Annotated in this window: 18 protein-coding genes; 9 read left to right on the top strand and 9 right to left on the bottom strand. The window is 72.7% G+C overall.

The genetic code is table 11. The features are described 5' to 3' along the window. Window positions 1–56: 56 nt before the first annotated feature. Window positions 57–1,073 carry an aminotransferase class I/II-fold pyridoxal phosphate-dependent enzyme gene (locus ABTY56_RS22365; protein WP_350630739.1) on the bottom strand — a complete coding sequence of 339 codons (1,017 nt, stop codon included), beginning with the start codon at window positions 1,071–1,073 and terminating at the stop codon, window positions 57–59. Then, window positions 1,070–2,410: a radical SAM protein gene (locus ABTY56_RS22360; protein WP_350630738.1), complete on the bottom strand. Its 1,341-nt coding sequence runs from the start codon at window positions 2,408–2,410 to the stop codon at window positions 1,070–1,072. The genes ABTY56_RS22365 and ABTY56_RS22360 overlap by 4 nt, the downstream gene beginning before the upstream one ends. A 232-nt stretch (window positions 2,411–2,642) precedes the next feature. On the opposite strand from ABTY56_RS22360, the gene ABTY56_RS22355 reads away from it, so the two are divergent. Together ABTY56_RS22355 and ABTY56_RS22350 are read left to right on the top strand one after the other, a co-directional pair. After that, window positions 2,643–3,434, top strand: a complete 792-nt coding sequence (locus ABTY56_RS22355; protein ID WP_350630737.1) for a hypothetical protein — start codon at window positions 2,643–2,645, stop codon at window positions 3,432–3,434. Further along, a complete protein-coding gene (locus tag ABTY56_RS22350) occupies window positions 3,431–3,781 on the top strand; it encodes a winged helix-turn-helix domain-containing protein (RefSeq protein WP_350630736.1) in 351 nt (116 codons plus the stop codon). The genes ABTY56_RS22355 and ABTY56_RS22350 overlap by 4 nt, the downstream gene beginning before the upstream one ends. Before the next feature lie 147 nt (window positions 3,782–3,928). Here the strand turns inward: ABTY56_RS22350 and ABTY56_RS22345 are convergent, their stop codons facing one another. Continuing rightward, complete coding sequence (locus ABTY56_RS22345) at window positions 3,929–6,784, bottom strand: DEAD/DEAH box helicase (RefSeq protein WP_350630743.1); 2,856 nt, start codon at window positions 6,782–6,784, stop codon at window positions 3,929–3,931. A 311-nt stretch (window positions 6,785–7,095) separates the two neighbouring features. Here ABTY56_RS22345 and ABTY56_RS22340 point away from each other — a divergent pair, with 311 nt between their 5' ends. Continuing rightward, window positions 7,096–7,470 (top strand): hypothetical protein, encoded by a 375-nt coding sequence (locus ABTY56_RS22340; protein ID WP_350523800.1) that lies wholly within the window; start codon window positions 7,096–7,098, stop codon window positions 7,468–7,470. Between the two features lie 31 nt (window positions 7,471–7,501). Further along, the gene (locus tag ABTY56_RS22335) at window positions 7,502–7,876 is read left to right on the top strand and encodes an ArsR/SmtB family transcription factor (protein WP_350630735.1); all 375 of its coding nucleotides are present in this window, start codon (window positions 7,502–7,504) and stop codon (window positions 7,874–7,876) included. Between the two features lie 100 nt (window positions 7,877–7,976). Here ABTY56_RS22335 and ABTY56_RS22330 read toward each other — a convergent pair whose 3' ends face one another. Continuing rightward, entirely contained in the window at window positions 7,977–9,191 is a 1,215-nt protein-coding gene (locus tag ABTY56_RS22330) for an aminotransferase class V-fold PLP-dependent enzyme (protein WP_350630734.1), read from the bottom strand. Between the two features lie 53 nt (window positions 9,192–9,244). Here ABTY56_RS22330 and ABTY56_RS22325 point away from each other — a divergent pair, with 53 nt between their 5' ends. The 4 genes from ABTY56_RS22325 (at window position 9,245) to ABTY56_RS22310 (ending at window position 15,022) form a co-directional block, all read left to right on the top strand. Continuing rightward, the gene (locus ABTY56_RS22325) at window positions 9,245–11,311 is read left to right on the top strand and encodes a S9 family peptidase (RefSeq protein WP_350630733.1); all 2,067 of its coding nucleotides are present in this window, start codon (window positions 9,245–9,247) and stop codon (window positions 11,309–11,311) included. A gap of 105 nt (window positions 11,312–11,416) precedes the next feature. Beyond that, the gene (locus ABTY56_RS22320) at window positions 11,417–11,794 is read left to right on the top strand and encodes a YrdB family protein (RefSeq protein WP_350630732.1); all 378 of its coding nucleotides are present in this window, start codon (window positions 11,417–11,419) and stop codon (window positions 11,792–11,794) included. A 303-nt stretch (window positions 11,795–12,097) separates the two neighbouring features. Then, complete coding sequence (locus tag ABTY56_RS22315) at window positions 12,098–12,475, top strand: DUF2568 domain-containing protein (protein ID WP_350630731.1); 378 nt, start codon at window positions 12,098–12,100, stop codon at window positions 12,473–12,475. Window positions 12,476–12,649: 174 nt separating this feature from the next. Then, entirely contained in the window at window positions 12,650–15,022 is a 2,373-nt protein-coding gene (locus ABTY56_RS22310) for an immune inhibitor A domain-containing protein (RefSeq protein WP_350630730.1), read from the top strand. 111 nt (window positions 15,023–15,133) lie between these two features. Here the strand turns inward: ABTY56_RS22310 and ABTY56_RS22305 are convergent, their stop codons facing one another. Then, a complete protein-coding gene (locus ABTY56_RS22305) occupies window positions 15,134–16,594 on the bottom strand; it encodes an MFS transporter (protein WP_350630729.1) in 1,461 nt (486 codons plus the stop codon). Between the two features lie 47 nt (window positions 16,595–16,641). On the opposite strand from ABTY56_RS22305, the gene soxR reads away from it, so the two are divergent. Next, entirely contained in the window at window positions 16,642–17,094 is a 453-nt protein-coding gene (gene soxR, locus ABTY56_RS22300; RefSeq protein ID WP_350630728.1) for a redox-sensitive transcriptional activator SoxR, read from the top strand. A gap of 166 nt (window positions 17,095–17,260) precedes the next feature. Here soxR and ABTY56_RS22295 read toward each other — a convergent pair whose 3' ends face one another. From ABTY56_RS22295 to ABTY56_RS22280, 4 genes are all read right to left on the bottom strand, one after another. Next, window positions 17,261–18,256: an ABC transporter ATP-binding protein gene (locus ABTY56_RS22295; protein ID WP_350630727.1), complete on the bottom strand. Its 996-nt coding sequence runs from the start codon at window positions 18,254–18,256 to the stop codon at window positions 17,261–17,263. A gap of 89 nt (window positions 18,257–18,345) precedes the next feature. Further along, window positions 18,346–19,344 carry an ABC transporter ATP-binding protein gene (locus ABTY56_RS22290; protein ID WP_350630726.1) on the bottom strand — a complete coding sequence of 333 codons (999 nt, stop codon included), beginning with the start codon at window positions 19,342–19,344 and terminating at the stop codon, window positions 18,346–18,348. After that, window positions 19,344–20,330, bottom strand: a complete 987-nt coding sequence (locus tag ABTY56_RS22285) for an ABC transporter permease (protein ID WP_350630725.1) — start codon at window positions 20,328–20,330, stop codon at window positions 19,344–19,346. Before ABTY56_RS22285 ends, ABTY56_RS22290 begins: the two co-directional genes overlap by 1 nt. Continuing rightward, window positions 20,327–21,286 (bottom strand): ABC transporter permease, encoded by a 960-nt coding sequence (locus ABTY56_RS22280; RefSeq protein WP_350630724.1) that lies wholly within the window; start codon window positions 21,284–21,286, stop codon window positions 20,327–20,329. Before ABTY56_RS22280 ends, ABTY56_RS22285 begins: the two co-directional genes overlap by 4 nt. Window positions 21,287–21,288: the final 2 nt, after the last annotated feature.

Below are 21,288 nucleotides of genomic sequence, written 5' to 3'. Positions count from 1 at the left end.
GGGTGGCGTCGTCGCGCGGTGGCGTCATCGCGCGATGACGCCACCGCGCGGTCGTTTCACCGCGCCGCCGACGACGTCGGGCCGAAGGCGTCGGCGAGGCTGGTCAGGACGGAGCCGGACCAGTTGCTCTCGCCGAACACGCCGACCGGCATGGCGAGCACGCCGCACTCGCGCCGGAGCGTCTCCGCCGGGATGTCGACCGGGAAGAAGTAGTTGCCCGGGCAGGTCCGGCTCGCCGCGGGGATCGCCCCGAGCACCTCGTCCGGCAACCGGTCGAACAACCGCTCAGCCCGTACGGCCAGTTCGCCGACGACCTGCCCGGGCACGTCGCCGTGCACGGTCAGCAGACGGTCGGCGAGCCTCAACTGTGCCGGCGTCGGCGGATCCGCCCGGAACGCCTCGGCCAGTTCGGCTTGCGCCGGATCCAACAGGACCACTCCGAACGTGCGTGGCCACAGCCATCCCTTGGTGACCGAATGCAGCAGGATCGCACGACCGGTGTCCAGCAACCGCCGCGTGCCGGCGGCGAACGGGGCTCCCAGGTCGTAGACGCTGTCGATCAGCAGGCGGCGGCGCGGCGATTCCCGCAACCACGACATCACCGCGGCGCACTCGGCGTCGGACAGGTACCGGCCGAGCGGCTTGCTGGGGTTGGCGAGCAGCAGGTACTCGGGCCGGTCGTCCGCCGGCGACGCCGGCAGGACCGGTGCCGGCAGCGTCGGGTAGGACTCGGGTGCCAGGCCCGCGGCGCGGGCCAGCTCGAAGTAGACCGGGTAGACGTCGCCGGGCAGCCACAACCTCGCCTGCTCGGCGCGCAGCCGACGGAACACCACGTCGAGCCCGTGACGGACCCCGCGACAGACCATGGCGCGACGGGACCACTCCTCCGGCAGCTCGAAGCGCCGCAGCCAGGCGCGGGCGAGGTCGCACCGGTACACCGTGCGCGTGTCGTCCGGCGGTTCCGGCCGCGTCGGGGCGAGCGCCCGGTACAGGTTGGTCTCGGCAGCGTCCAGGAGCGCGGGGGAAGCACGGAGTTGCCGCTGCCGGAGCTCCTGGAACTCGTGGAACCTCATACCGCCGCACCTTCCGGCGCGATCTCGCTGGCCCGGTCCTCCAGGGACGCGTAGCAGCGTCCGTCGGCCAGGACGTTCCAGCTGCGGGCGATCCCGCTGGTGCGTTCCCAGAGCAGGCTGGGCTCCGTGTAGGCGGCGATCCGCATCGGCCGGCCGTCCCAGCTGCCGTGGTAGACCGGCGCGCCCCAGGGCAGGCGGCTCGCCCGTTCGAAGCCGTGCTGCTCGGCGAACCCGGTGACGACGGACAGCGGGACCTGGTGCTCCCGGCTCCAGACGTTGGCGGCGCGGTCGAAGTAGAGCGACTCGGTGCTGGTGGAGACGTAGAGCTCCTTGAAGCAGACTTCCTCGACACCGAGGGCCGCGGCCCACGAAAGGTAGTCGGCGACGCCGGCCGCGTCGGCCACGCCGCCGTGCTGGAGCACGCAGATGAGCCTCATCCGCAGCGACGGCCAGCGGTCGCGTTCCGTCCGCCAGGTGTCGATCACCGAGCTCACCGGCGTGCGCAGCATCATCAGCCGCTCGCTGACGGCGTCGTCCTGATGGTGCCGGGAAACCGCCAACACGCTCAGGCCTGCGGCGCTCAGGGCCTCCAGTCGGCCGACCCGGTCGTCGTGCCGGCCCTTCGCCAGGGTGTGCGCGTTGGTGATCAGGACGACCTTCGGGAAGGCCGCCGAGCAGGCGGACACCAGCCGCAGCTGCTGGTCGAACGGTATGAGCGTCGGTTCCCCTCCGCCGGTGATCACTGCCCGCTCGGCACCCGCCGCACGGGCACGCTCCAGCCAGTGGGCGACCGCGTCCCACGGGACCCGCGCCGGCGCCTGGTCGCTGGAGATCGAGGCCGCGGAGAAGCAGAACGAACACCGGGCCTGGCAGGCGGAGGCGACCGGCAGGAGCGAGACCGAGCGCGGCCGCAGGTCGGCGTAGCGGCGCTGCGCCGATCCGTGCAGGTGCAGGGAGGCCGCCATCGCGTCCTCGACGGTCGTCGGGCGCAGGGTGAAGTCGTCGCCTGCTCGGTCGAGTTCGTGGACGGCGGCCAAGCGGATGCGGGCCTCGTGCAGTTCCATGCCGAGGCCGGTCGACAGGTTGGGCACCAGCGCGTCGGGGTCCACCGTGGTTTCCAGCACCAACAGCCGGTCGCCCGGGATGGCCAGACGCTCCAGCAGGCGTCGTGCCTTGCCGATGCCGATGCCCAACTCCGCACGGGTCAGCAGGTGGAACCGGTCGGGGTACGTGCTCTCCGGAATGCCCGCCTTGCCGTAGGCGAACGCGTACTTGTCGAAGCCCTTCGCGAAGTTCGACAGCACGATGACGTGGAAGCGCTGGTCGCTACGTTTCATCGGGTCATCATGCACGAACGGGTCTCTCGTACGAGCCGCTGGATCCGACGACCTCGGATCGCCTTCCCACCCACCGGCAACCCACCGAGCGCCTGTTCAGGGCCCGCCACGCCTGCCGCCACGTGCTCTCGGCCGTTCCTGCTCTGCCATCCGTGAACTCTTGACTGCAATGTACTTTGCATTGCAAAGTTGACGGGTCGACGGACGGACCGACGACACCAGGGGGTGGGTCGTGAGAACACTGCACCAGGGCAGCCCGGCCGAGTTGCTGGCCGCCACGAACGGGTTACGGGCGAGAGCCAGGAGCCGACTGCGCGGGGCGGGGATCCCGTTGCTCGGCCTCGGCCTGCTCGCACTGGCGGCCGTACCGGTCGCCGGGCAGGCCTTCAACTTCGGCGCCAACGGGCGGGACATCACCTCCTACCCGGCCTTCGCCTACGCCCAGCTGACCGGGCTGTGCGTGCCGCACGCACCCGACGCCGCCTGCGAGGTCGGCGAGTTCGACGGGGCGGTGCTCCGCTGCCTGGCCTGGGGGATCTGGTTCGTACTGCTCCCGCTGGCCTGGTTCGCCCTGGCCCGCTGGTACCGGCGGCGCGGCGAGGCCCGCGGGATCGTGCCGCACCGCATGACCTGGCTGGGCGCCACCGCCGGTGTCGGCGCCTCGGCCACCGCCGTGGTGCTCGCACGGGTCCTCGTCGACGGCCGGCACCACGACCTCGACCTCCTGGTGAACGCCTACGCCTCACCCTGGTACGTCCTCGGCATCGGCCTGTCCGTCCTCGGCCTGGTCGAACGCAGCCCGCTGGTGGCCGGCGCCGGCCTCCTCCACGCCGCGCTGCTCAGCGCCTACCTCTCGGCCCCCTGGGAGAGCGGCTGGCTGCCGTGGCTCGACCGGTCCGACGGCTGGACCGACCGCCCGGAGGTGAAGGCCCTCCTCCTGGCGGCGATCCCGCTGACCACCGGCCTGGCCCAGTGGACCGCCGAGCGCCGACGAGCGGGGGCATCCCGTACGGTCACCCCATGAGCGTTGCCGACGAAGCCGAGGAACAGCACCCGACCCTGTCGCTGGACGACACCGTCCACCAACGGGTCCGGCTCGGGATCCTCACCATCGCCCGCGAGGCCGACCAGGTGGACTTCGGATTCCTCAAGGAGCAACTCGGCGCCACCGACGGCAACCTGTCCCGCCATCTGAAGGTCCTGGAGGACTCCGGCCTGGTCACCGTCACCAAGGGTTACGCCGGCCGCCGGCCCCGGACCTGGGTCTCCATGACCCCGCGCGGCGCCGAGGCCCTCGAACGCGAACTCCGGGCCCTGCGCGAACTCGTCCGCCGCCTCGACGCGGCCGCGGCGAGCGGGCGGCAGGAGTAGGCAGCGGGAAGTCGGCCGAGCCGACTTCCCGCTCCGCACCGTGGCCGCTTCGGCTTTCACCGAAGCGCCACGGAACGAGGCCGGACACGCCAAGGGGCCCCGCTCGTTCGCCTCCACGAACGAGCGGGGCCCCTTGGGGTGGTCGGCTCAGCCCACCGAGGAGTAGGCGATGATGCCGCGGCGGAGGCCGTCGACGGCCTTGCGGGCGGTCTTGCGCAGGTCGGCGTCCGTGCCGGCGGCGTCCTGGATCTGGCCGAGGACGTCGATCAGCTGCTTGGTCCAGCGGACGAAGTCGCCGGCCGGCATGTCGGCGTCGCGCAGCACCTGGTCCAGGTTGTGGCCGAGCGCCCAGCGGTAGGCGACCCAGGCGAAGCCCAGGTCGGGTTCGCGCTGGCCGACGCCCTCCGCGGTGTTGATCCGGTGCTGCTCCTCCAGGGCGTCCAGGTGGCCCCAGATCCGGACCATCTTGCCCAGCGCCTCCTTGGCCGCGCCCTCCGGCACCCGGGGGGCGCCGGCGTCGTCGGACTGGCGGGCCTCGTACACCAACGCCGAGGCGCAGGCGGCGAGTTCGGCGGCGGCCAGGCCGCTCCAGACGCCCTCGCGGATGCATTCGGAGGCGAGCAGGTCGAGTTCGCCGTAGAGCCGGCCGAGCCGCTTGCCGTCGTCGGTGACGGTGTCGCCGCTCAGGTAGCCGAGGTCGGTGAGCAGGGCGCAGACCCGGTCGAAGGTGCGGGCGATGGTGTGGGTGCGCGAGCGCATCCGGCGTTCCAGCAGCTCGGTGTCGCGGTGCAGCCGGTGGTAGCGCTCGGCCCAGCGGGCGTGGTCCTCGCGGTCGGAGCAGCCGTGGCAGGGGTGCTGGCGCAGCTCGGTCCGCAGCCGGGTGATCTCCGGGTCGTCGGCGGCGGCCGCGCGGCCGCGGCGGAACCGCTCGGGCTCCAGGTGACCGGCCTTGGTGCGCAGCGCCGAGGCGAGGTCACGGCGGGACTGCGGGCTGCGCGGGTTGAAGGACTTGGGGATGCGGACGCGCTCGATCGCGGCGACCGGGTGCGGGAAGTCGATCATGGCGAGCCGCTTGACCTGGCGCTCGGCGGTGAGCACCACCGGGCGCGGGCCGTCCTGGAAGTCGGGGTGGCGCCGGCCGCCCCGGCCGGAGCGGTCGACCGGCGGCAGGCCCGGGTCGAGGACCAGGGCGAGGCCGGCGAACTTGCCGGTGGGGACGTGGATGACGTCGCCCGGCTTGAGCTGCTCGATGGACTCGACGGCGGCCGCACGGCGCTGGGTGGTGCCCTCGCGGGCCAGCTCGTTCTCGCGGTCCTTGAGCCGGCGGCGCAGCTCCATGTACTCGTCGAAGTCACCGAGGTGGCAGGTCATGGACTCGCGGTAGCCCTCCAGCCCCTCCTCGTTGCGCTGCACCTGGCGGGCGATGCCGACGACCGAGCGGTCCGCCTGGAACTGGGCGAAGGAGGTCTCCAGCAGCTCGCGCGAGCGGTGCCGGCCGAACTGGGAGACCAGGTTGACGGCCATGTTGTACGAGGGCCGGAACGAGGACTTCAGCGGGTAGGTGCGGGTGCCGGCCAGGCCGGCCAGCGCCTCCGGGTCCAGGCCGCGCTGCCAGAGGACCACGGCGTGGCCCTCGACGTCGATGCCGCGCCGCCCGGCCCGGCCGGTGAGCTGGGTGTACTCACCGGGGGTGATGTCGGCGTGGGTCTCGCCGTTCCACTTGACCAGCTTCTCCATGACCACCGAGCGGGCGGGCATGTTGATGCCGAGCGCCAGGGTCTCGGTCGCGAAGACGGCCTTGACCAGGCCCTTCACGAAGAGCTCCTCGACGACCTCCTTGAACCGGGGCAGCATCCCGGCGTGGTGGGCGGCGATGCCGCGCTCCAGCCCGTCCAGCCACTCGAAGTAGCCGAGGACGTGCAGGTCCTCGTCGGGGATGTCGGCGCAGCGCTCCTCGACGATCGCCCGGACCAGGGCACGGTCGGAGTCCTTGTTGAGCCGCAGCCCGGAGCTGAGGCACTGCTGGACGGCGGCCTCGCAGCCGGCCCGGCTGAAGATGAAGGTGATCGCGGGCAGCAGGCCCTCGGCGTCGAGCCGGTCGATGACGTCCACCCGGCCCGGCGTCCAGACCCGGCCGGGGCGGCCGTTGGGCATCGAGCGGCCGCGGCCGCGGCCGAAGCGGTCGCGGGGGTTGCGGTCGAGCTCGGAGCGGGCCAGCCGGACCAGCTCGGGGTTGACGGCCTTGCCGGGGTTCTTCAGGTTGTTCTTGGGCCGGCCGTCGCGGTCGGGATTGGCGAACAGGTCGTACATCCGGTTGCCGGCCATCACGTGCTGCCACAGCGGCACCGGGCGGGTCTCGGAGACGATCACCTTGGTGCCGCCGCGCACGGTGTCCAGCCAGTCGCCGAACTCCTCGGCGTTGGAGACGGTCGCGGAGAGCGAGACGAGGGTGACCGACTCGGGGAGGTGGATGATGACCTCCTCCCAGACGGCGCCGCGGAACCGGTCGGCGAGGTAGTGGACCTCGTCCATCACGACGTAGCCGAGGCCGTCGAGGGTGCTGGAGCCCGCGTAGAGCATGTTGCGCAGCACCTCGGTGGTCATGACCACCACGGGGGCGTCGCCGTTGACGCTGTTGTCGCCGGTGAGCAGGCCGACCTTGGCGGCGCCGTAGCGCTTGACCAGGTCGCCGTACTTCTGGTTCGACAGCGCCTTGATCGGCGTGGTGTAGAAGCACTTGCGCCCGGCGGCCAGGGCCAGGTGCACGGCGAACTCGCCGACGATGGTCTTCCCGGAGCCGGTGGGAGCGGCGACCAGGACGCCGGAGCCGGCCTCCAGCGTCTCGCACGCCTCCAGCTGGAAGTCGTCCAGCGGGAAGTCGTACAGCTGCTGGAAGCCGTACAGGGCGGTGGCCTGCTCCTTGGCCCGGCGACGGCTGGCCGCGTACGCCTCGGCGGGGCTGAGCTCCCGGTCGTCCTGGGGCTCTGGATCGGGGGTGTTCATCGCCGTCCGGGTGTGGTTGGTGTGATCTCGCATCTCAGCGAGAGGTTACCCGGGAGAACTGACATCGATAGCACCGTTTTTTCCCGAGGTGCGGTCGCCCGCGGGACCACGACGGGACTGCTCCGGGAACACGCCCGGAGCACCCGCGGGATCATCACGGGATCAGTTCTCTCTCAGATCCATAGTTGCAAATGTCTTCAAGTGATCACGGATCGGCCAGCTTCGGTCGTCTTCGATCATCACCGGTGAACCGCCGTCCAGACTCCGTACCTTCGTCGCCACAGCCACCAACACGCGGGAGGACAACGACGATGGCGAACCTGGAGACGTCCCTCAAGGAGGCCATGTCGATCGACGGCGCGATCGGCGTCGCCCTGGTCGACTACGGCAGCGGCATGGCGCTCGGCAGCCTCGGCGACGGCGGGGAGCTGGACCTCAACGTCGCCGCCGCCGGGAACACCGACGTGGTCCGCGCCAAGATGCGGGCGATGGAGATGCTCAACCTGCACGACAACGAGATCGAGGACATCCTGATCAGCCTGACCAACCAGTACCACATGGTCCGGCCGATCACGACGCCCAGCGGACGCGGCCTGTTCCTGTTCCTGGCGCTCAACCGCAGCCGCTCCAACCTGGCGATGGCCCGCCACAAGCTCAAGCGGATCGAAGTCTCGCTGGAGATCTGACCCCCGGACCGACACCAGGAAGGGGGGCCTCGTGACGGTGGCGCTCTACCAGGCGAAGGCCGAGTTCTTCCGGATGCTCGGCCATCCCGTCCGGATCCGGGTGCTGGAACTCCTGCAGGCCGGACCGACGCCCGTCCGCGCCCTGCTCGCCGATCTGGACATCGAACCCTCCAGCCTCTCCCAGCAGCTCGCGGTGCTGCGCCGGTCCGGCATCGTCACCGCCACCCGGGAGGGCAGCACGGTGGTCTACGCGCTGGCCGGCGGGGAGGTCGCCGAGCTGCTGCGGACGGCCCGGCGGATCCTCACCGGGCTGCTCGCCGACCGGAACCTGCTGCTCGCGGAGTTGCGGGGGGACGACGGGGGCGAGTGCGCGGACCGGCCCTTGAGCCGGTCCGCGGGCCACTGAGCCAGCAGGCGGTCACTGAGCCGGTCCGCGGGCTCTTGAGCAGGTTCGCCGGTCAGTGAGCGGGCGCCGGCCCGCCTGAGGCCGGGGTCCTGCAGCGGCTTCAGCCCTTGAGCAGCACGGCGAGCCCGTCCGCCAGCCGCTCGTACTCCTGCGGCCGGTTGTACAGCTGCGCGCTGATCCGCAGCAGCCCGCCGCCGGCCCACGGGCGGACGGCGATCCGGGTGTCGAGCCGCCGCCACACCTCGGCCATCAGCGCCTTCGCCGCCGCCTCGCTCTCGCACCACCCGGCCGGCAGCCGCACGGCACGCATCCACACCCCGGGGGTGGCCGGCAGCGGGCGCAGTCCGGCCCGCTCGACCAGCACCCGCTGTCCGTACGCGGCGAGCGCGGTGTTGTGGCCGGCCACCGCCTCGGGGCCGAGCGCGCGCAGCAGCTCGAAGCCGGCGGGGGCGGCCAGCCAGGGCGTGTAGTCGCAGGTGCCGCGCCACTCGACGTTGGCCGGGAAGCCCTTGTCGTGCTCCCAGGAGAGGGCCAGCGGGCGCACCCGCGCGGCCCACTCGGGGCGGACGGCGAGCACGCCGGTGGCGCGCGGGGCGAAGGCCCACTTGTGCAGGTTTCCGAACCAGAAGTCGGCGTTCGGGTCGGCCGGGGCGGGCAGCATGCCGGGCGCGTGGGCACCGTCCACGACCGTGACCACGCCGAGCGCGCGGAGTTCGGCGAGCAGCGCCGGGCCGGCCACCAGGCGGGCACTGGGCGAGGTGAGCTGGTCGAGGACGGCGACGGTGGTGCGGCCGTCGACGGCGGCCAGCACCGCGGCACGGGCGGCCGCCTCGTCCGGGGCGTCCAGGGGCAGCTCCACGACGCGGAGTTCCGCGCCGGTCTCGGCGGCCTTGCGGGCGACGGCCTCGGTGACGGCGCCGTAGCCGTGGTCGGTGACCAGGATCCGGTCGCCGGGGGCGAAGGGGATGCTGTCCAGGGCGATCGCGACGGCCTCGGTGACGTTGGTGACCAGGGCGAGGTGCTGCGGGTCGGTGGCGAGGTCGGCCGCGAGCGCCGTTCGGGCCCGGCCGATCCGGGCGGGCAGGTCGGCGAAGAAACCGTCCGGGTCCAGCTCGTGTTCCGTGCGCAGCTGTTCCTGGGCCCGCTGCACCGGCACCGGCACCGCGCCGTACGAGCCGTGGTTCAGGTGCGCCGTGCCCGCCGACACGCTGAACAGGCCGTCGGCGGCGGACAGCGGGGCGGGGGGTCCGGCGGTCCACAGGTCCTCGATCACGGCGTCCTCCCTGGTCGCCCACCGGCGACTGATGTGTGACATTTCACATGACAGACTACTGGTCGGGGCACGCACCGCGCGACCACGATCGGGCCGTGACCATCACCGACGCCTTCCTTGCCCTCAGTGCCCGTACCGGCCGGTTCACCTTCGGCGCGCCGCGCGCGTACACGCTCGCCGAGGACGGTACCCGGCTGCTGCTGCTCCGCTCCACCGGTCCCGAGGACCCGATCGACCGCCTCCACCTGCTGGACACCGCCACCGGCGAGGAGCGCCCGGTCGCCGACCCGGCCGCGCTGCTGCCCGGGCGCACCGGCCGCCGCGACGACCTGCCCGCCGTCGAGCGCCGGCTGCGGGAGCGCACCCGGCTGGTCGCCGCCGGAATCGGCACGTACGCAGCCACCGCCGACCTCGCGGTCGCCGTCTTCACCCTCGACGGACGGCTCTTCCGCACCGACACCGCCGCCGGAACCAGCGACGAACTCCCGGTCGCCGGGCCCGCGTTCGACCCCCGGCCGGACGCCACCGGCCAGCGCGTCGCCTACGTCGCCGACGACGCCCTGTACGTCACCCCCGGCCTCGAACCGCTCTCCCCCGCCGACGGCGCCCGCTGGGGCGTCGCCGAGTTCGCCGCCGCCGAGGAACTCGGCCGCGCCCGGGGCCACTGGTGGCGCCCGGACGGGGGCGCACTGCTGGCCACCCGGGTGGACGAATCCGCCCTCCCCCGGCGCCACTTCGCCGACCCGGCCCGCCCCGCCGAGGCGCCCGAGGACTTCGCCTACCCGCAGGCCGGCGGCCCCAACGCGGACGTCCGGCTCTGGGTCCTCGGCCTCGACGGCGGGCGGGTCCGGCTGCACTGGGACACCGACGCCTTCCCGTACCTCTGCGCCGCCTCCTGGGCCTCCGACCACAAGGTACTGCTCACCGTCGCCGACCGGCTGCAGCAGACCGTGCTGCTGCTCGGCGCCGACCCCGCCACCGGCGAGACCCGCGAACTCTCCCGCACCACGGATGAGTTCTGGGTCGACGACCTGCCCGGCACCCCCGACCGGCTGCCCGACGGCCGACTGCTCACCGTCCACGACACCCCGCAGGCCCGCGGCCTCGCCCTGGACGGCAAGCCGCTGGACACCACCGGGCTGCAGATCCGCCGGGTGGTCGGACGGCTGCGCGGCCGACTGCTCTGCGAGACCGGCCAGGGCGACCCGGCCGACCAGTACGTCCACCTGATCGACCCGGACGGCGGCGCACCCGAACTCCTCACCACCGGCCCCGGCGTGCACTCCGCCCTCGCCGCCGCCGACACCCTGCTGCTCACCTCGGCCTCCGCCGACGGGATCCGCCGCCGCGCCCTGGTCGACGGCCGCGAACTGCCGCTCACCGACCTGAGCGCCGCACTGCCGTACCCGGTCCGCCCCCGGCTCGCCCGGGTCACCGGGCGCGGCCTGCCGACCGCCGTCGTCTACCCGCGCGACCACGTGACCGGCCGCCGGCTGCCCGTGCTGCTGGACGTCTACGGCGGCCCCGGCTACCAGGCCGTGGCCAACGAGCCGCGCCGCTGGCAGCTCCGCCAGTGGTGGGCCGACCAGGGCTTCGCCGTGGTCACCACCGACAACCGCGGCACCCCGTTCGTCTCGCCGGACTTCACCCGGGCGATCTTCCGCCGCTTCTCCCAGGCGGCCCTGGACGACCAGGTCGACGCCCTGCGCGCGCTCGCCGCGCACCACCCGGACCTCGACCTCGGCCGGGTCGGCGTGCGCGGCTGGTCCTACGGCGGCTACTTCGCCGCGCTCGCCGTGCTGCGCCGCCCGGACGTCTTCCACACCGCCTGCGCGGGAGCCCCGCCCACCGACTTCCGGCAGTACGACACCGCGTACACCGAGCGCTACCTCGGCCTGCCGCAGGACAACCCCGAGGGCTACGCCGGCGACTGCCTGCTCACCGACGCGCCCGGCCTGACCAGGCCGCTGCTGCTGATCCACGGCCTGGCCGACGACAACGTCCACCCCTCGCACACCCTGCTGCTCTCCCAGGCGCTCACCAGGGCCGGTCGCCCGCACGCGGTGCTGCCGCTGCCGGGCGTCACCCACATGACGCCGGGCGGGACGAGCGAGCAGCTGACCCTGGCCGAACTCGCCTTCCTCCGGGCGTCCCTGGGCTGATCGGGCGCCCCCGGGCCGATCCGTTGCGCCGCCCGGGCCGGACTGTCACACTCCGCGTGATCGCCGCCCCGCCCGGGCGGCGCAGCGAACGGGGAGAGTACGCGGATGAAGATCGACAGACCCGGCCCGGTCGGGCAGCGGCAGTGGACGCCGCTGACCGCCGGCAACGCGGGCATCGCCTTCGGGCTGGAGCTCGGCATGCTGGCGGCGCTCTGCTACTGGGGCTTCAAGACCGGCTCCACCCTGGGCACCCGGCTGCTGCTGGGCCTCGGCGCACCGGCGCTGGCAGCCACCGTCTGGGGCCTGTTCCTGGCCGCGGGCGGCCCGAAGTTCCCGCTGCCGGTCGGCGCGGAGATCGTGGTCAAGCTGCTGACGCTCGGCACGGCCGCCGCCGCCCTGTACGCCACCGGGCGGACCACCCTGGCGGTGGTGTACGGCGTGCTGACCGTGGTCAGCGTGGCCGTCGAGTACACCGTCCGCTGACGGCAGGGACGCTGACGGCACGGAGGTTGACGGCATCGCCGCTCACAGAGAGGTCGCTGAGGGAAAGGCCGCTGAGGGAAAGGCCGTTGACGGAAGGGCCGTTGACGGACGGGCCGTTGACGGCAAGACGGTGGACGAACCGGCAGGGGGGAGGCAGCGGACCGGCAGCCGCACGGTGATCCGTTGAGTTCGGCCGAACGGGCTGGAACACTCCGCTTGACGGCCGTCCGACCCCCGGGCGGCACACGAGTCGGCGGACCTCGGCGGTACGCGTCGGGGCGCACCGGCGGGGAGAGCGCGCGGATGACGATCGACGGACCCGGCCCGACGGAGCGCCGACTGCGCAGGTCGCTGGCCACGGCCGGCACCGAACTCGGCTTCGGGGTGCAGCTCGCGAGCCTGGCGGCGCTCTGCTACTGGGGCTTCAGGACCGGCGACGGCCTGGGCGTCCGGCTGCTGCTGGGCCTCGGCGTGCCGGCCGCGGCCCGCGCGGTCTGGGACGTGTTCCTGGCCGAGCGCCGGGCGAAGGTCGAACTGCCGCTCGCCGCACGGCTGGTGCTCAAGCTGGTGCTGCTGGGTGCGGCCGCCGTCGCACTGCACGCCGCTGGGCTGACCACCCTGGCGGCGGTGTTCGCCGCGCTTGTCGTCTTCAGCCTGGCCCTGGACTTCAGCAACGGCTGACCCGGCGGAACGGGCCGTACGAAGCGGACGGACAAGGGGCGCCGCACCTCCGGGTGCGGCGCCCCTTCCGCTTGCCCCGGACCCCTTCCACGTGACCCGTGACATGTGAAATATTACCTGCGCTTCATCGACCGATACCCGAAACACCCCCATCCCCCGGAAAGGACCGGTCAGTTGCGCAGACTGTCCGCGGCCCTCGCAGCCGCGCTCACCACGAGCGCGATAGCGGCCACCCTGCTGGGCACCCCCGCCCAGGCCGCTCCCCCGCCGCCCCTCACCGTCACCGCCGCCGCGGCCGCCGACGCCGCCCCGCAGGGCGCCGAGGCCCCGCCCGCACCGCTCGTCCCGCAGGAGCGCGAGCGCCAGGCGCTCCGCAGCAAGGCCCTGGAGCAGCTCAACAAGGGCGCCGTCGCCAAGAGCACCGACAAGCGGGCCCCGGCCAAGGTGAAGATCGGCAACGACTACGTCCAACTGGCGCACCAGCGCACGGACAAGGTCTTCGTGATCCTCGCCCAGTTCGGCGACGAGGTCGACAACTCGACCCAGTGGAACGGCCAGCCTCGCTACGGCGGCACCCCCGGCCCGCGCCACGACCAGATCCCCAAGCCGGGCAAGGACGACAACCACACCCTGTGGTCACCGGACTTCGACCCCGCGTACTACCAGAAGATGTTCTTCGACGACACGCCCGGCGCCGTCTCGATGCGCAACTACTACCGCACCCAGTCCTCGGGCCGGTACGACGTCCAGGGCACCGTCAGCGACTGGGTCACCGTCCCGTACAACGAGGCCCGTTACGGCAGCAACAAGGGCCCGCAGGGCTCCGGCGCCTGGACCCAGGCCCAGGAGTTCGTCCGGGACGCCGTCAAGGCCTGGTACGACGGCGAGATCGCCAAGGGCCGCAGCGTGGCGGACATCAAGGCGCAGCTCGCCCAGTACGACGTCTACGACCGCTACGACCACGACAAGGACGGCGAGTTCGACCAGCCCGACGGCTACCTCGACAACGTCATCGTCGTCCACGCCGGCGTGGACGAGACCTGGGGCGGCGGCGCCCAGGGCGCCGACGCGCTGTGGGCGCACCGCAGTTGGGCCTTCCCGGACGCGACCGGCCAGACCGGCCCGGAGGGCGACAAGATCGGCGGCGCGCCCGTCGGCGACACCGGCCTCTACGTCTACGACTACGTCCAGGGCGGCGAGAACAGCGGCGTCGGCCTGTTCGCCCACGAGTACGGCCACAACCTGGGCCTGCCCGACCTGTACAGCACCACGGGCGGCGACAACAGCGTCAACTTCTGGTCGCTGATGTCCTCCGGCTCCTACCTCGGCAAGGGCCCCAACACCACCGGCGGCTACCCGGGCGACCTCGACGCCTGGAGCAAGCTGCAGTTCGGCTGGCTCAACTACGACGAGGCGCAGGCCGCCACCCGCTCCAGCCACGCCCTCGGGGTGAGCAGCTACAACACCGACCAGGCGCAGGCCGTCCTCGTCCACCTGCCGGACGGCACCACCAGCACCGACCTCGCCGACCCGTACGAGGGCGGCAAGCAGTGGTGGAGCGACACCGGTGACAACCTCGACAACTCCCTCGCCCGGGAGGTCGACCTGCGCACCGCCGCCGGACCGGCCGCGCTGGACGCCGCGGTCTGGTACGACGTCGAGCAGGACTACGACTTCCTGACCGTCGAGGCCTCCACCGACCAGGGCAAGCACTGGACCGCCCTGCCCGGCACCGTGGACGGCGCGCCGATCGGCAACACCAACGCCAACACCCCCGGCCTGACCGGCACTTCCGGCACCTACCGGAAGCTGCACATCCCGCTGGACGGCTACCTCGGCCAACAGGTCCGGCTGCGCTTCCACGTCACCTCGGACAGCAACACCCACGGCAAGGGCGTCCTGGTCGACGCCGTGCAGGCCACCGCCGGCGGCACCGAGCTGTTCGCCGACGGCGCGGAGAACGGCACCGGCGGCTGGACCGCCAACGGCTTCACGGTCATCACCGGCCGCACCGCCGTCAAGCAGCACCCGCGCGCCTACCTCGCGGAGAACCGCCGCTACACCGGCTACGGTGCGTTCCTGAAGACCGGCCCGTACAACTTCGGCTACACCGGCGTCACGGGCAAGGCCAACGTGGTCGACAACTACCCGTACCAGGAGGGCGTCCTGCTCTGGCTCTGGGACACCTCCTACGGTGACAACAACACCAAGGACCACCCCGGCGGCGGGCTCATCCTGCCGATCGACGCCCACCCGGCACCGATCCGCTTCGCCGACGGGACACTGGTCAACGGGCGGGCGCAGACCTTCGACGCCACCTTCTCACTCAAGCCGACCACGTCGTTCACCCTGCACAAGGGCGGGGTCGCGGTGCGGATCCCGGCCGAGCCGGCCGTCCCGGTGTTCAACGACCACACCGGGGTGTACGCCGACCCGGCCACGCCGCAGCTGACGGTGAAGGTGCCGGACACCAACACGAGGATCGAGGTCGTCCGGGAGTCCCAGGGCGGGCGGATCACCACCGTCCGGGTGGGCCCGGCCTCCTGAGACGGGTGGGCGCGGCCTCCTGAGGCGGTCGGGCGCGGCCTCCTGAGGCGGTTGTGAGCCGGCCCCGGATCCCCCCGACGAAACGGGGATCCGGGGCCGGTGCCCGTCCGCTCACCGCCCGAGGCGGCGGGCGGTGAGCGCGGCGGTGGCCACGCCGAGCACGGTGATCGCGGCGATCCCGAAGGTCATGTACCGGGCCGAGTCGACCGGGCTGTCCGCGCCCAGGTTGACCAGGGTGCCCGCCAGCGCCGACGTCACCGAGAAGGCGATCAGCTGGGTGGTGTTGATCGCCGCGGCGGCCTTGCCGCCCTCGGCCGGGTCGCTGCTGCTGCGCATCGCGGCCACGCTCAGGTGCGGGAAGGCCAGCCCGATCCCGGTGCCGGCGACGAACAGCGCCACCGCCCACAGGACCACCCGCAGGCCGGAGGCGTGCCCGGTCTGCAGCAGCCCGTAGGCCAGCAGACCGGCGACCAGCACCAGCGGGGCGGTACGGATCGCCCGGGCCCGGCCGCGCACCGACTCGATGCCGACGCTGAACAGCTGGGCCGTGGTCCAGCCCGCCGACACCGCGGCGCCGAGGAAACCGGCCACCAGCGGGCCGAGGCCGCCCAGCTCCTGGCCGAACAGCGGGATGAAGTTCTCCGCCACCACGCCCGCGCACAGCACCGCGACGGTCAGGTAGAGCCACTTCAGGGGGTTCCCGGCCCGGTAGGTCTGCCCGGGCAGGACCGTCGCCGCACCGCCGCGCCGCTCGACCGCCACGAAGCCCACCAGCAGCGCCAGACCGGCGAGGATGCAGACCGCCGTCGGCCGGCCGCTCGGGACGGTGGAGCTGACGCTGAACGCGGCCGCCGCCAGGGTGAGCAGCAGCAGCGAGGGCAGCGGCACCGGGCCGCTCCCCCGACCCTCGCCGGACCGCCCGGGCAGTACCCGGCGGGCCAGCAGGGCCAGCACCAGCGCGGCGACCAGCAGCAGGACGTACGCCCCGCGCCAGGCCCCGAGCTGGGCGAACAGCCCGCCCAGCGACGGCCCGACCAACGTGCCGACGCCCCACATCGCGGAGACCAGCCCGGCGGCCCTGGTCCACAGCCGCTCCGGCAGGGCGCTGCGGATCACGGCGTAGCCGAGCCCGGCGACCAGGCCGCCGCCGAGGCCCTGCACCACCCGGCCGAGGATCAGCGCCGCCATCGACGGGCTGAGCGCGTTGAGCACCGCGCCCGCGCCGAACACCAGGAAGCCCAGGACGTACGCCCGAGCGGCGCCCAGCCGGTCCAGCAGCCGGCTGACCAGCATCGAGGCGATGACGGCGGCCATCAGGAAGCCGGTGGCCACCCACGCGTAGTAACGGCCGCCGCCGATGTCGGCCACGATCGAGGGCATCAGCGCCGCGGTGAAGTAGAGGTTCATCGCGTACAGCGCGACACCGCCCGCGAGGATCGAGGCGGGGGCGGCGTACCGCCGGGAGAACAGTTCGCGCCATCCACCGGAGATGCCCGCGGACGGCGACTCCGCTGGGTAACTGTCCAGCTGAGCAACGGTCGTGTCAGTCTTCACGGCAGATGATCGGGTCATGTCCGGTACCGTAGAACTTCAAGATAACTTGAAGTCAAGGAGCCGCCATGAGCACCGCACCGGTCGATCTGCTGAGCGTCGGCGAGGTGGCCAGGCGGGCCGGGATCGCCACCTCGGCGGTGCGCTTCTACGAGGATCAGGGGCTGATCTCCTCCGAGCGGACGACCGGCAACCAGCGCCGCTACCGGCGGCACGTGCTGCGCCGGATCTCGCTCATCCTGGTCGCCAAGCGGCTCGGCATCCCGCTCAGCGAGGTCGCCGAGGTCTTCACCGGCCTCCCCGAGGACCGGATGCCCGGCAAGCACGACTGGGAGCGCATCTCGCGCCGCTGGGCCGAGCTGCTGCGCGCCCGCCGGCTGGAGCTGGAGCGGCTGGAGGGCGAGCTGACCGGCTGCATCGGCTGCGGCTGTGTGTCGCTGCGCCGCTGCCGGGTGCTCAACCCCGGCGACGAACTGGCCGCCGAGGGGCCCGGCCCGCGCCTCCTGCTGCCGGAGGAGTGACGGCCCGGGCGAGTGGCGGCGGGATCGCTTGGAACCCGGTCGGACGCGGCCCTCGTAAGGTTCCCCGCCGCGCCCGACCGGGGGTCTCGGTGCCCGGTGAACGTCACCGGGCGGTCCCGGCAAACGTCACCGGAGGTCCCGGATCAGGTCACCGGGCAGCCCCGGCTCACGCCTCCGGGAAGTGGCAGGCCGCCTCCCGCGTGCCCGGACCGGCGATCCGCAGCAGCGGCCGCTCCGTCCGGCACAGGTCCTGCGCCTTGGGGCACCGCGGGTGGAAGGTGCATCCGGGCGGCGGGGCGGCCGGACTCGGCGGGTCGCCGAGCAACACGATCCGCTCCCGGGTCCGCTCCGCCGCCGGGTCCGGCAGCGGCACCGCGGAGAGCAGCGCCCTGGTGTAGGGATGCGCGGGGCTGCCGTACACCTCGGCCTTGTCGCCGATCTCCACGATCCGGCCCAGGTACATCACGGCGACCCGGTCGCAGACCCGCTTGACCACCGAGAGGTCGTGCGCGATGAACACGTACGCCAGCCCGAGCTCCCGCTGGAGCCGCTCCATCAGGTTGACCACCTGGGCCTGGATGGACACGTCCAGCGCGGAGACCGGCTCGTCGGCGATGACCAGCCGCGGCGAGGTCGCCAGCGAGCGCGCGATGCCGATGCGCTGCGCCTGGCCGCCGGAGAACTCGTGCGGGTAGCGGTCCAGGTGTTCGGGGATCAGCCCGACCAGCTCCATCAGCTCGGCGGCCCGCTTGCGCGCGGCCGTCGCGCTCCCGCCCTGGACCAGCAGCGGCTCGGAGATGATCCGGGACACCGTCTGCCGGGGGTTGAGCGAGGAGTACGGGTCCTGGAAGACCATCTGCAGGTCGCGCCGGTGCGGGCGCAGCCGGGCCTGCGAGAGCCCGCCGATCTCGGTGCCGTCGAAGGTGACGGTGCCCGAGGTCGGGTCGAGCAGCCGGACGATCATCCGGCCGGTGGTGGACTTGCCGCAGCCGGACTCGCCGACCAGGCCGAGCGTCTCCCCCGCGCCGACGTCGAAGCTGACGCCGTCCACGGCCCTGACCGGCGCTCCGGGCCGCCCGGTACGGCTGCGCCGGCCGGGGAAGGTCTTCACCAAGTCCCGTACGGACAGCAGCGGTTCCGTCCTCCCGGCAGGTCCGGTCACCTGAGTGGGTTCGGTCGTCCCAACGGCTCCGGGAGTCCCAACGGCTCCGGTTGTCCCAGCGGCTCCGGTTGTCCCAGCGGGTCCGGTCATCACAGCACCCCTTCCGGCACCAGCGGCAGGTGGCAGGCGGCCTGGTGGCCGGGGGCGAGCGGGCCGAGCGCGGGGCGAGCGGCCAGGCAGCGGGCGTGCTCCTCGGCGGACGCGGCGGTGGTGCGGGCGCAGCGCGGGGCGAAGGAGCAGCCGGGGGCGGGGGCGATCAGCGACGGCGGGCTGCCGGGGATGGCCCGCAGCGGGGCGTCGTCGGTGTCGTCCAGGCGCGGCAGCGAGTCCAGCAGGCCGCGGGTGTACGGGTGCGCGGGCTGCGCGAACAGCCGGTCCACCTGGGCCTGTTCGGCCGCCCGGCCGCCGTACATGACCAGCACCTCGTGGGCGACCCGGGCGACCACGCCGAGGTCGTGGGTGATCATCACGACGCCGAGGCCGCGCTCCTGCTGGATCCGGGCGATCAGGTCGAGGATCTGCGCCTGGACGGTGACGTCGAGCGCCGTGGTGGGCTCGTCGGCGATCAGCAGGTCGGGCTCGCAGGCGAGCGCCATGGCGATCATGACGCGCTGGCGCATGCCGCCGGAGAACTGGTGCGGGTACTCGTCGACCCGGCGGGCCGGCTCGGGGATGCCGACCTCGGCCAGCATCTCCACCGCCCGGGCCCGGCCCGCCTTGCGGTTGGCCTTGAAGTGCACCCGGTAGTGCTCGGCGATCTGCTCGCCGACGGTGTAGAAGGGGTGCAGGCTGGACAGCGGGTCCTGGAAGATCATCGCGATCCGGCGGCCCCGGACGGCGCGCAGTTCCTTCTCCCCGAGCCCGTTCAACTCCTGCCCGTGCAAACGGATCGAGCCGGTGACGGCGGCGCCGCGGTGCAGGCCCATGACGGCCAGCGAGGTGACGGACTTCCCGCTGCCGGACTCGCCGACCAGGCCGAGGGTGCGTCCGGCCTCGACGGCGAAGGAGATGCCGTCCACCGCCCGGACCGTCCCGCGCGGCGTGTCGAAGGCGACCTTGAGGTTCTCGACCTCCAGCAATGCGGTCATCAGTACCTCACTCTCGGGTCGACGAACGCGTAGAGCAGGTCGACCAGCAGGTTCGCCGCGACGATGAAGGTTGCCGCGAGCAGGGTGACACCGAGGATGACGGGCTGGTCGGAGCGGACCAGTGCGTCGTAGAAGAGCCGTCCCACCCCCGGCAGGCCGAAGATCGATTCGGTGATGACGGCGCCCGCCAGCAGCCCGCCGAGGTCCATGCCGAAGATGGTGAGGATCGGCGTCATCCCGGAGCGCAGCCCGTGCTTGACGGCGACGGTGCGGGCCGGCAGGCCCTTGGCCCGGGCGGTGCGGATGTACGGCTCGGCCATCGCCTCGATCATCGAGTTGCGGCTCTGCCGGGCGTACATGGCCGCGTACAGCAGGGCCAGGGCGATCCACGGCAGCAGCAGGTTGGAGGCCCACTCGAAGGGGTTCTCGGTGAACTGGTGGTAGGCCGGGTAGGGCAGCAGCCCGGCCGTCCTGACGACGCCCCAGATCAGCATGATCGAGGTGAAGTAGACCGGCAGCGAGGCGGCGCCGACCGAGAGCACCATCAGCGTCTTGTCGGCGACCCCGCCCTTGCGCAGCGCCGAGGTGACGCCCGCGCCGAGGCCGAGGACCAGCCACAGCACGGCCGCGCCGATGGCGAGCGAGACGGAGACCGGCAGGCGGTCGGTGAGGAGGTTCCAGACCGGCAGCGAGTACTCGTAGGAGTAGCCGAGGCAGGGGAAGTCGCAGTGGGTCGCACTGGCCCCGCTGCCGTAGTCGCGCCCGGCGAAGATGCCGGTGACGTAGGTGAGGAACTGGTCCCAGACCGGCTTGTCCAGGCCCATCGCGGCCTTGACCTCGGCGACCCGTTCCGGGCTGCAGGTCTTGCCGCAGGCGGCCACCGCCGGGTCGGCGGGCAGCAGGTAGAAGATGGTGAAGGTGATCGCGCAGATGGCGAGCAGGATGCCGAGCGCGCCGAGCAGCCGGCGGCCGAGGTAGAGGATCACGACCGGCCTCCCCGGGGGTCGAGGATGTCGCGCAGCGCGTCGCCGAGCAGGGTGAAGGCGAGCACGGCGAGGAACAGGAAGGCCGTCGGGATCAGGAAGTACGTCGGGTCGGTCTCGTAGAAGTTGATGCTCTCGGCGATCATCTGGCCCCAGGAGGGGGTCGGCGGGCGGACGCCCACGCCGAGGTAGCTGAGCGCGGCCTCGGTGGCGATCATGCCGGGGACGAGCAGCGTGGTGTAGGCGATGATCGGGCCGGAGACGTTCGGCAGGATCTCCCGGGTGAGGATCCGCCAGGACCGGGCGCCGCCGACCTTGGCGGCCTCGACGTACTCGCGGTGCTTGAGCGACAGCGTCTGGCCGCGTACCACGCGGGCGATGCCCGGCCAGCCGAACATGCCGATCACCACGGTCATCAGCAGGATCCGGTTGACGTCCTTGGCCACCGACATCATCGAGATCATGAAGATCAGGGACGGGAAGGACATGGTGAGGTCCATCAGCCGGGAGAGGACGGCGTCGGTCCGGCCGCCGAAGTAGCCGGCCGCGACACCGGTCAGGGTGCCGGTGACCACGACCACGGCGGTGGCCGTGAAGGCGATCAGCAGGGAGACCTGCCCGCCGTGCAGGACCCTGGCGAACAGGTCGCGCCCGGTGGCGGGTTCGACGCCCAGCCAGTGCCGGGTGCCGACCCCGCCGAAGTCGCCGATCGGCAGACCGCCGAGGTACGGGTCGATGGCGCGTTTGTCGAACTCCTCGGGGGTCCAGCCGCCGAGCGCGCTCAGCGGGGAGGCCAGCGCGGTCAGCAGGACCAGGAGGGCGACGGTGATCAGGCCGAAGCGGGCCGAGCCCTGGGCCCACAGCTGGTCCCAGACCAGCCGCCAGGGCCCGCGGCCGGCGGCCTTCGCGGGGCCCGCCGCCGCGAGGGACGCGGCTGCGGGCTCAGTGGTGGTACTCATCG

The sequence above is a fragment of the Kitasatospora sp. NPDC097691 genome, assembly GCF_040302665.1.
Lineage (GTDB): Bacteria > Actinomycetota > Actinomycetes > Streptomycetales > Streptomycetaceae > Kitasatospora.
Note: the sequence above shows the minus strand (reverse complement) of the source record. Positions and strands in the feature narration are given on the sequence as shown.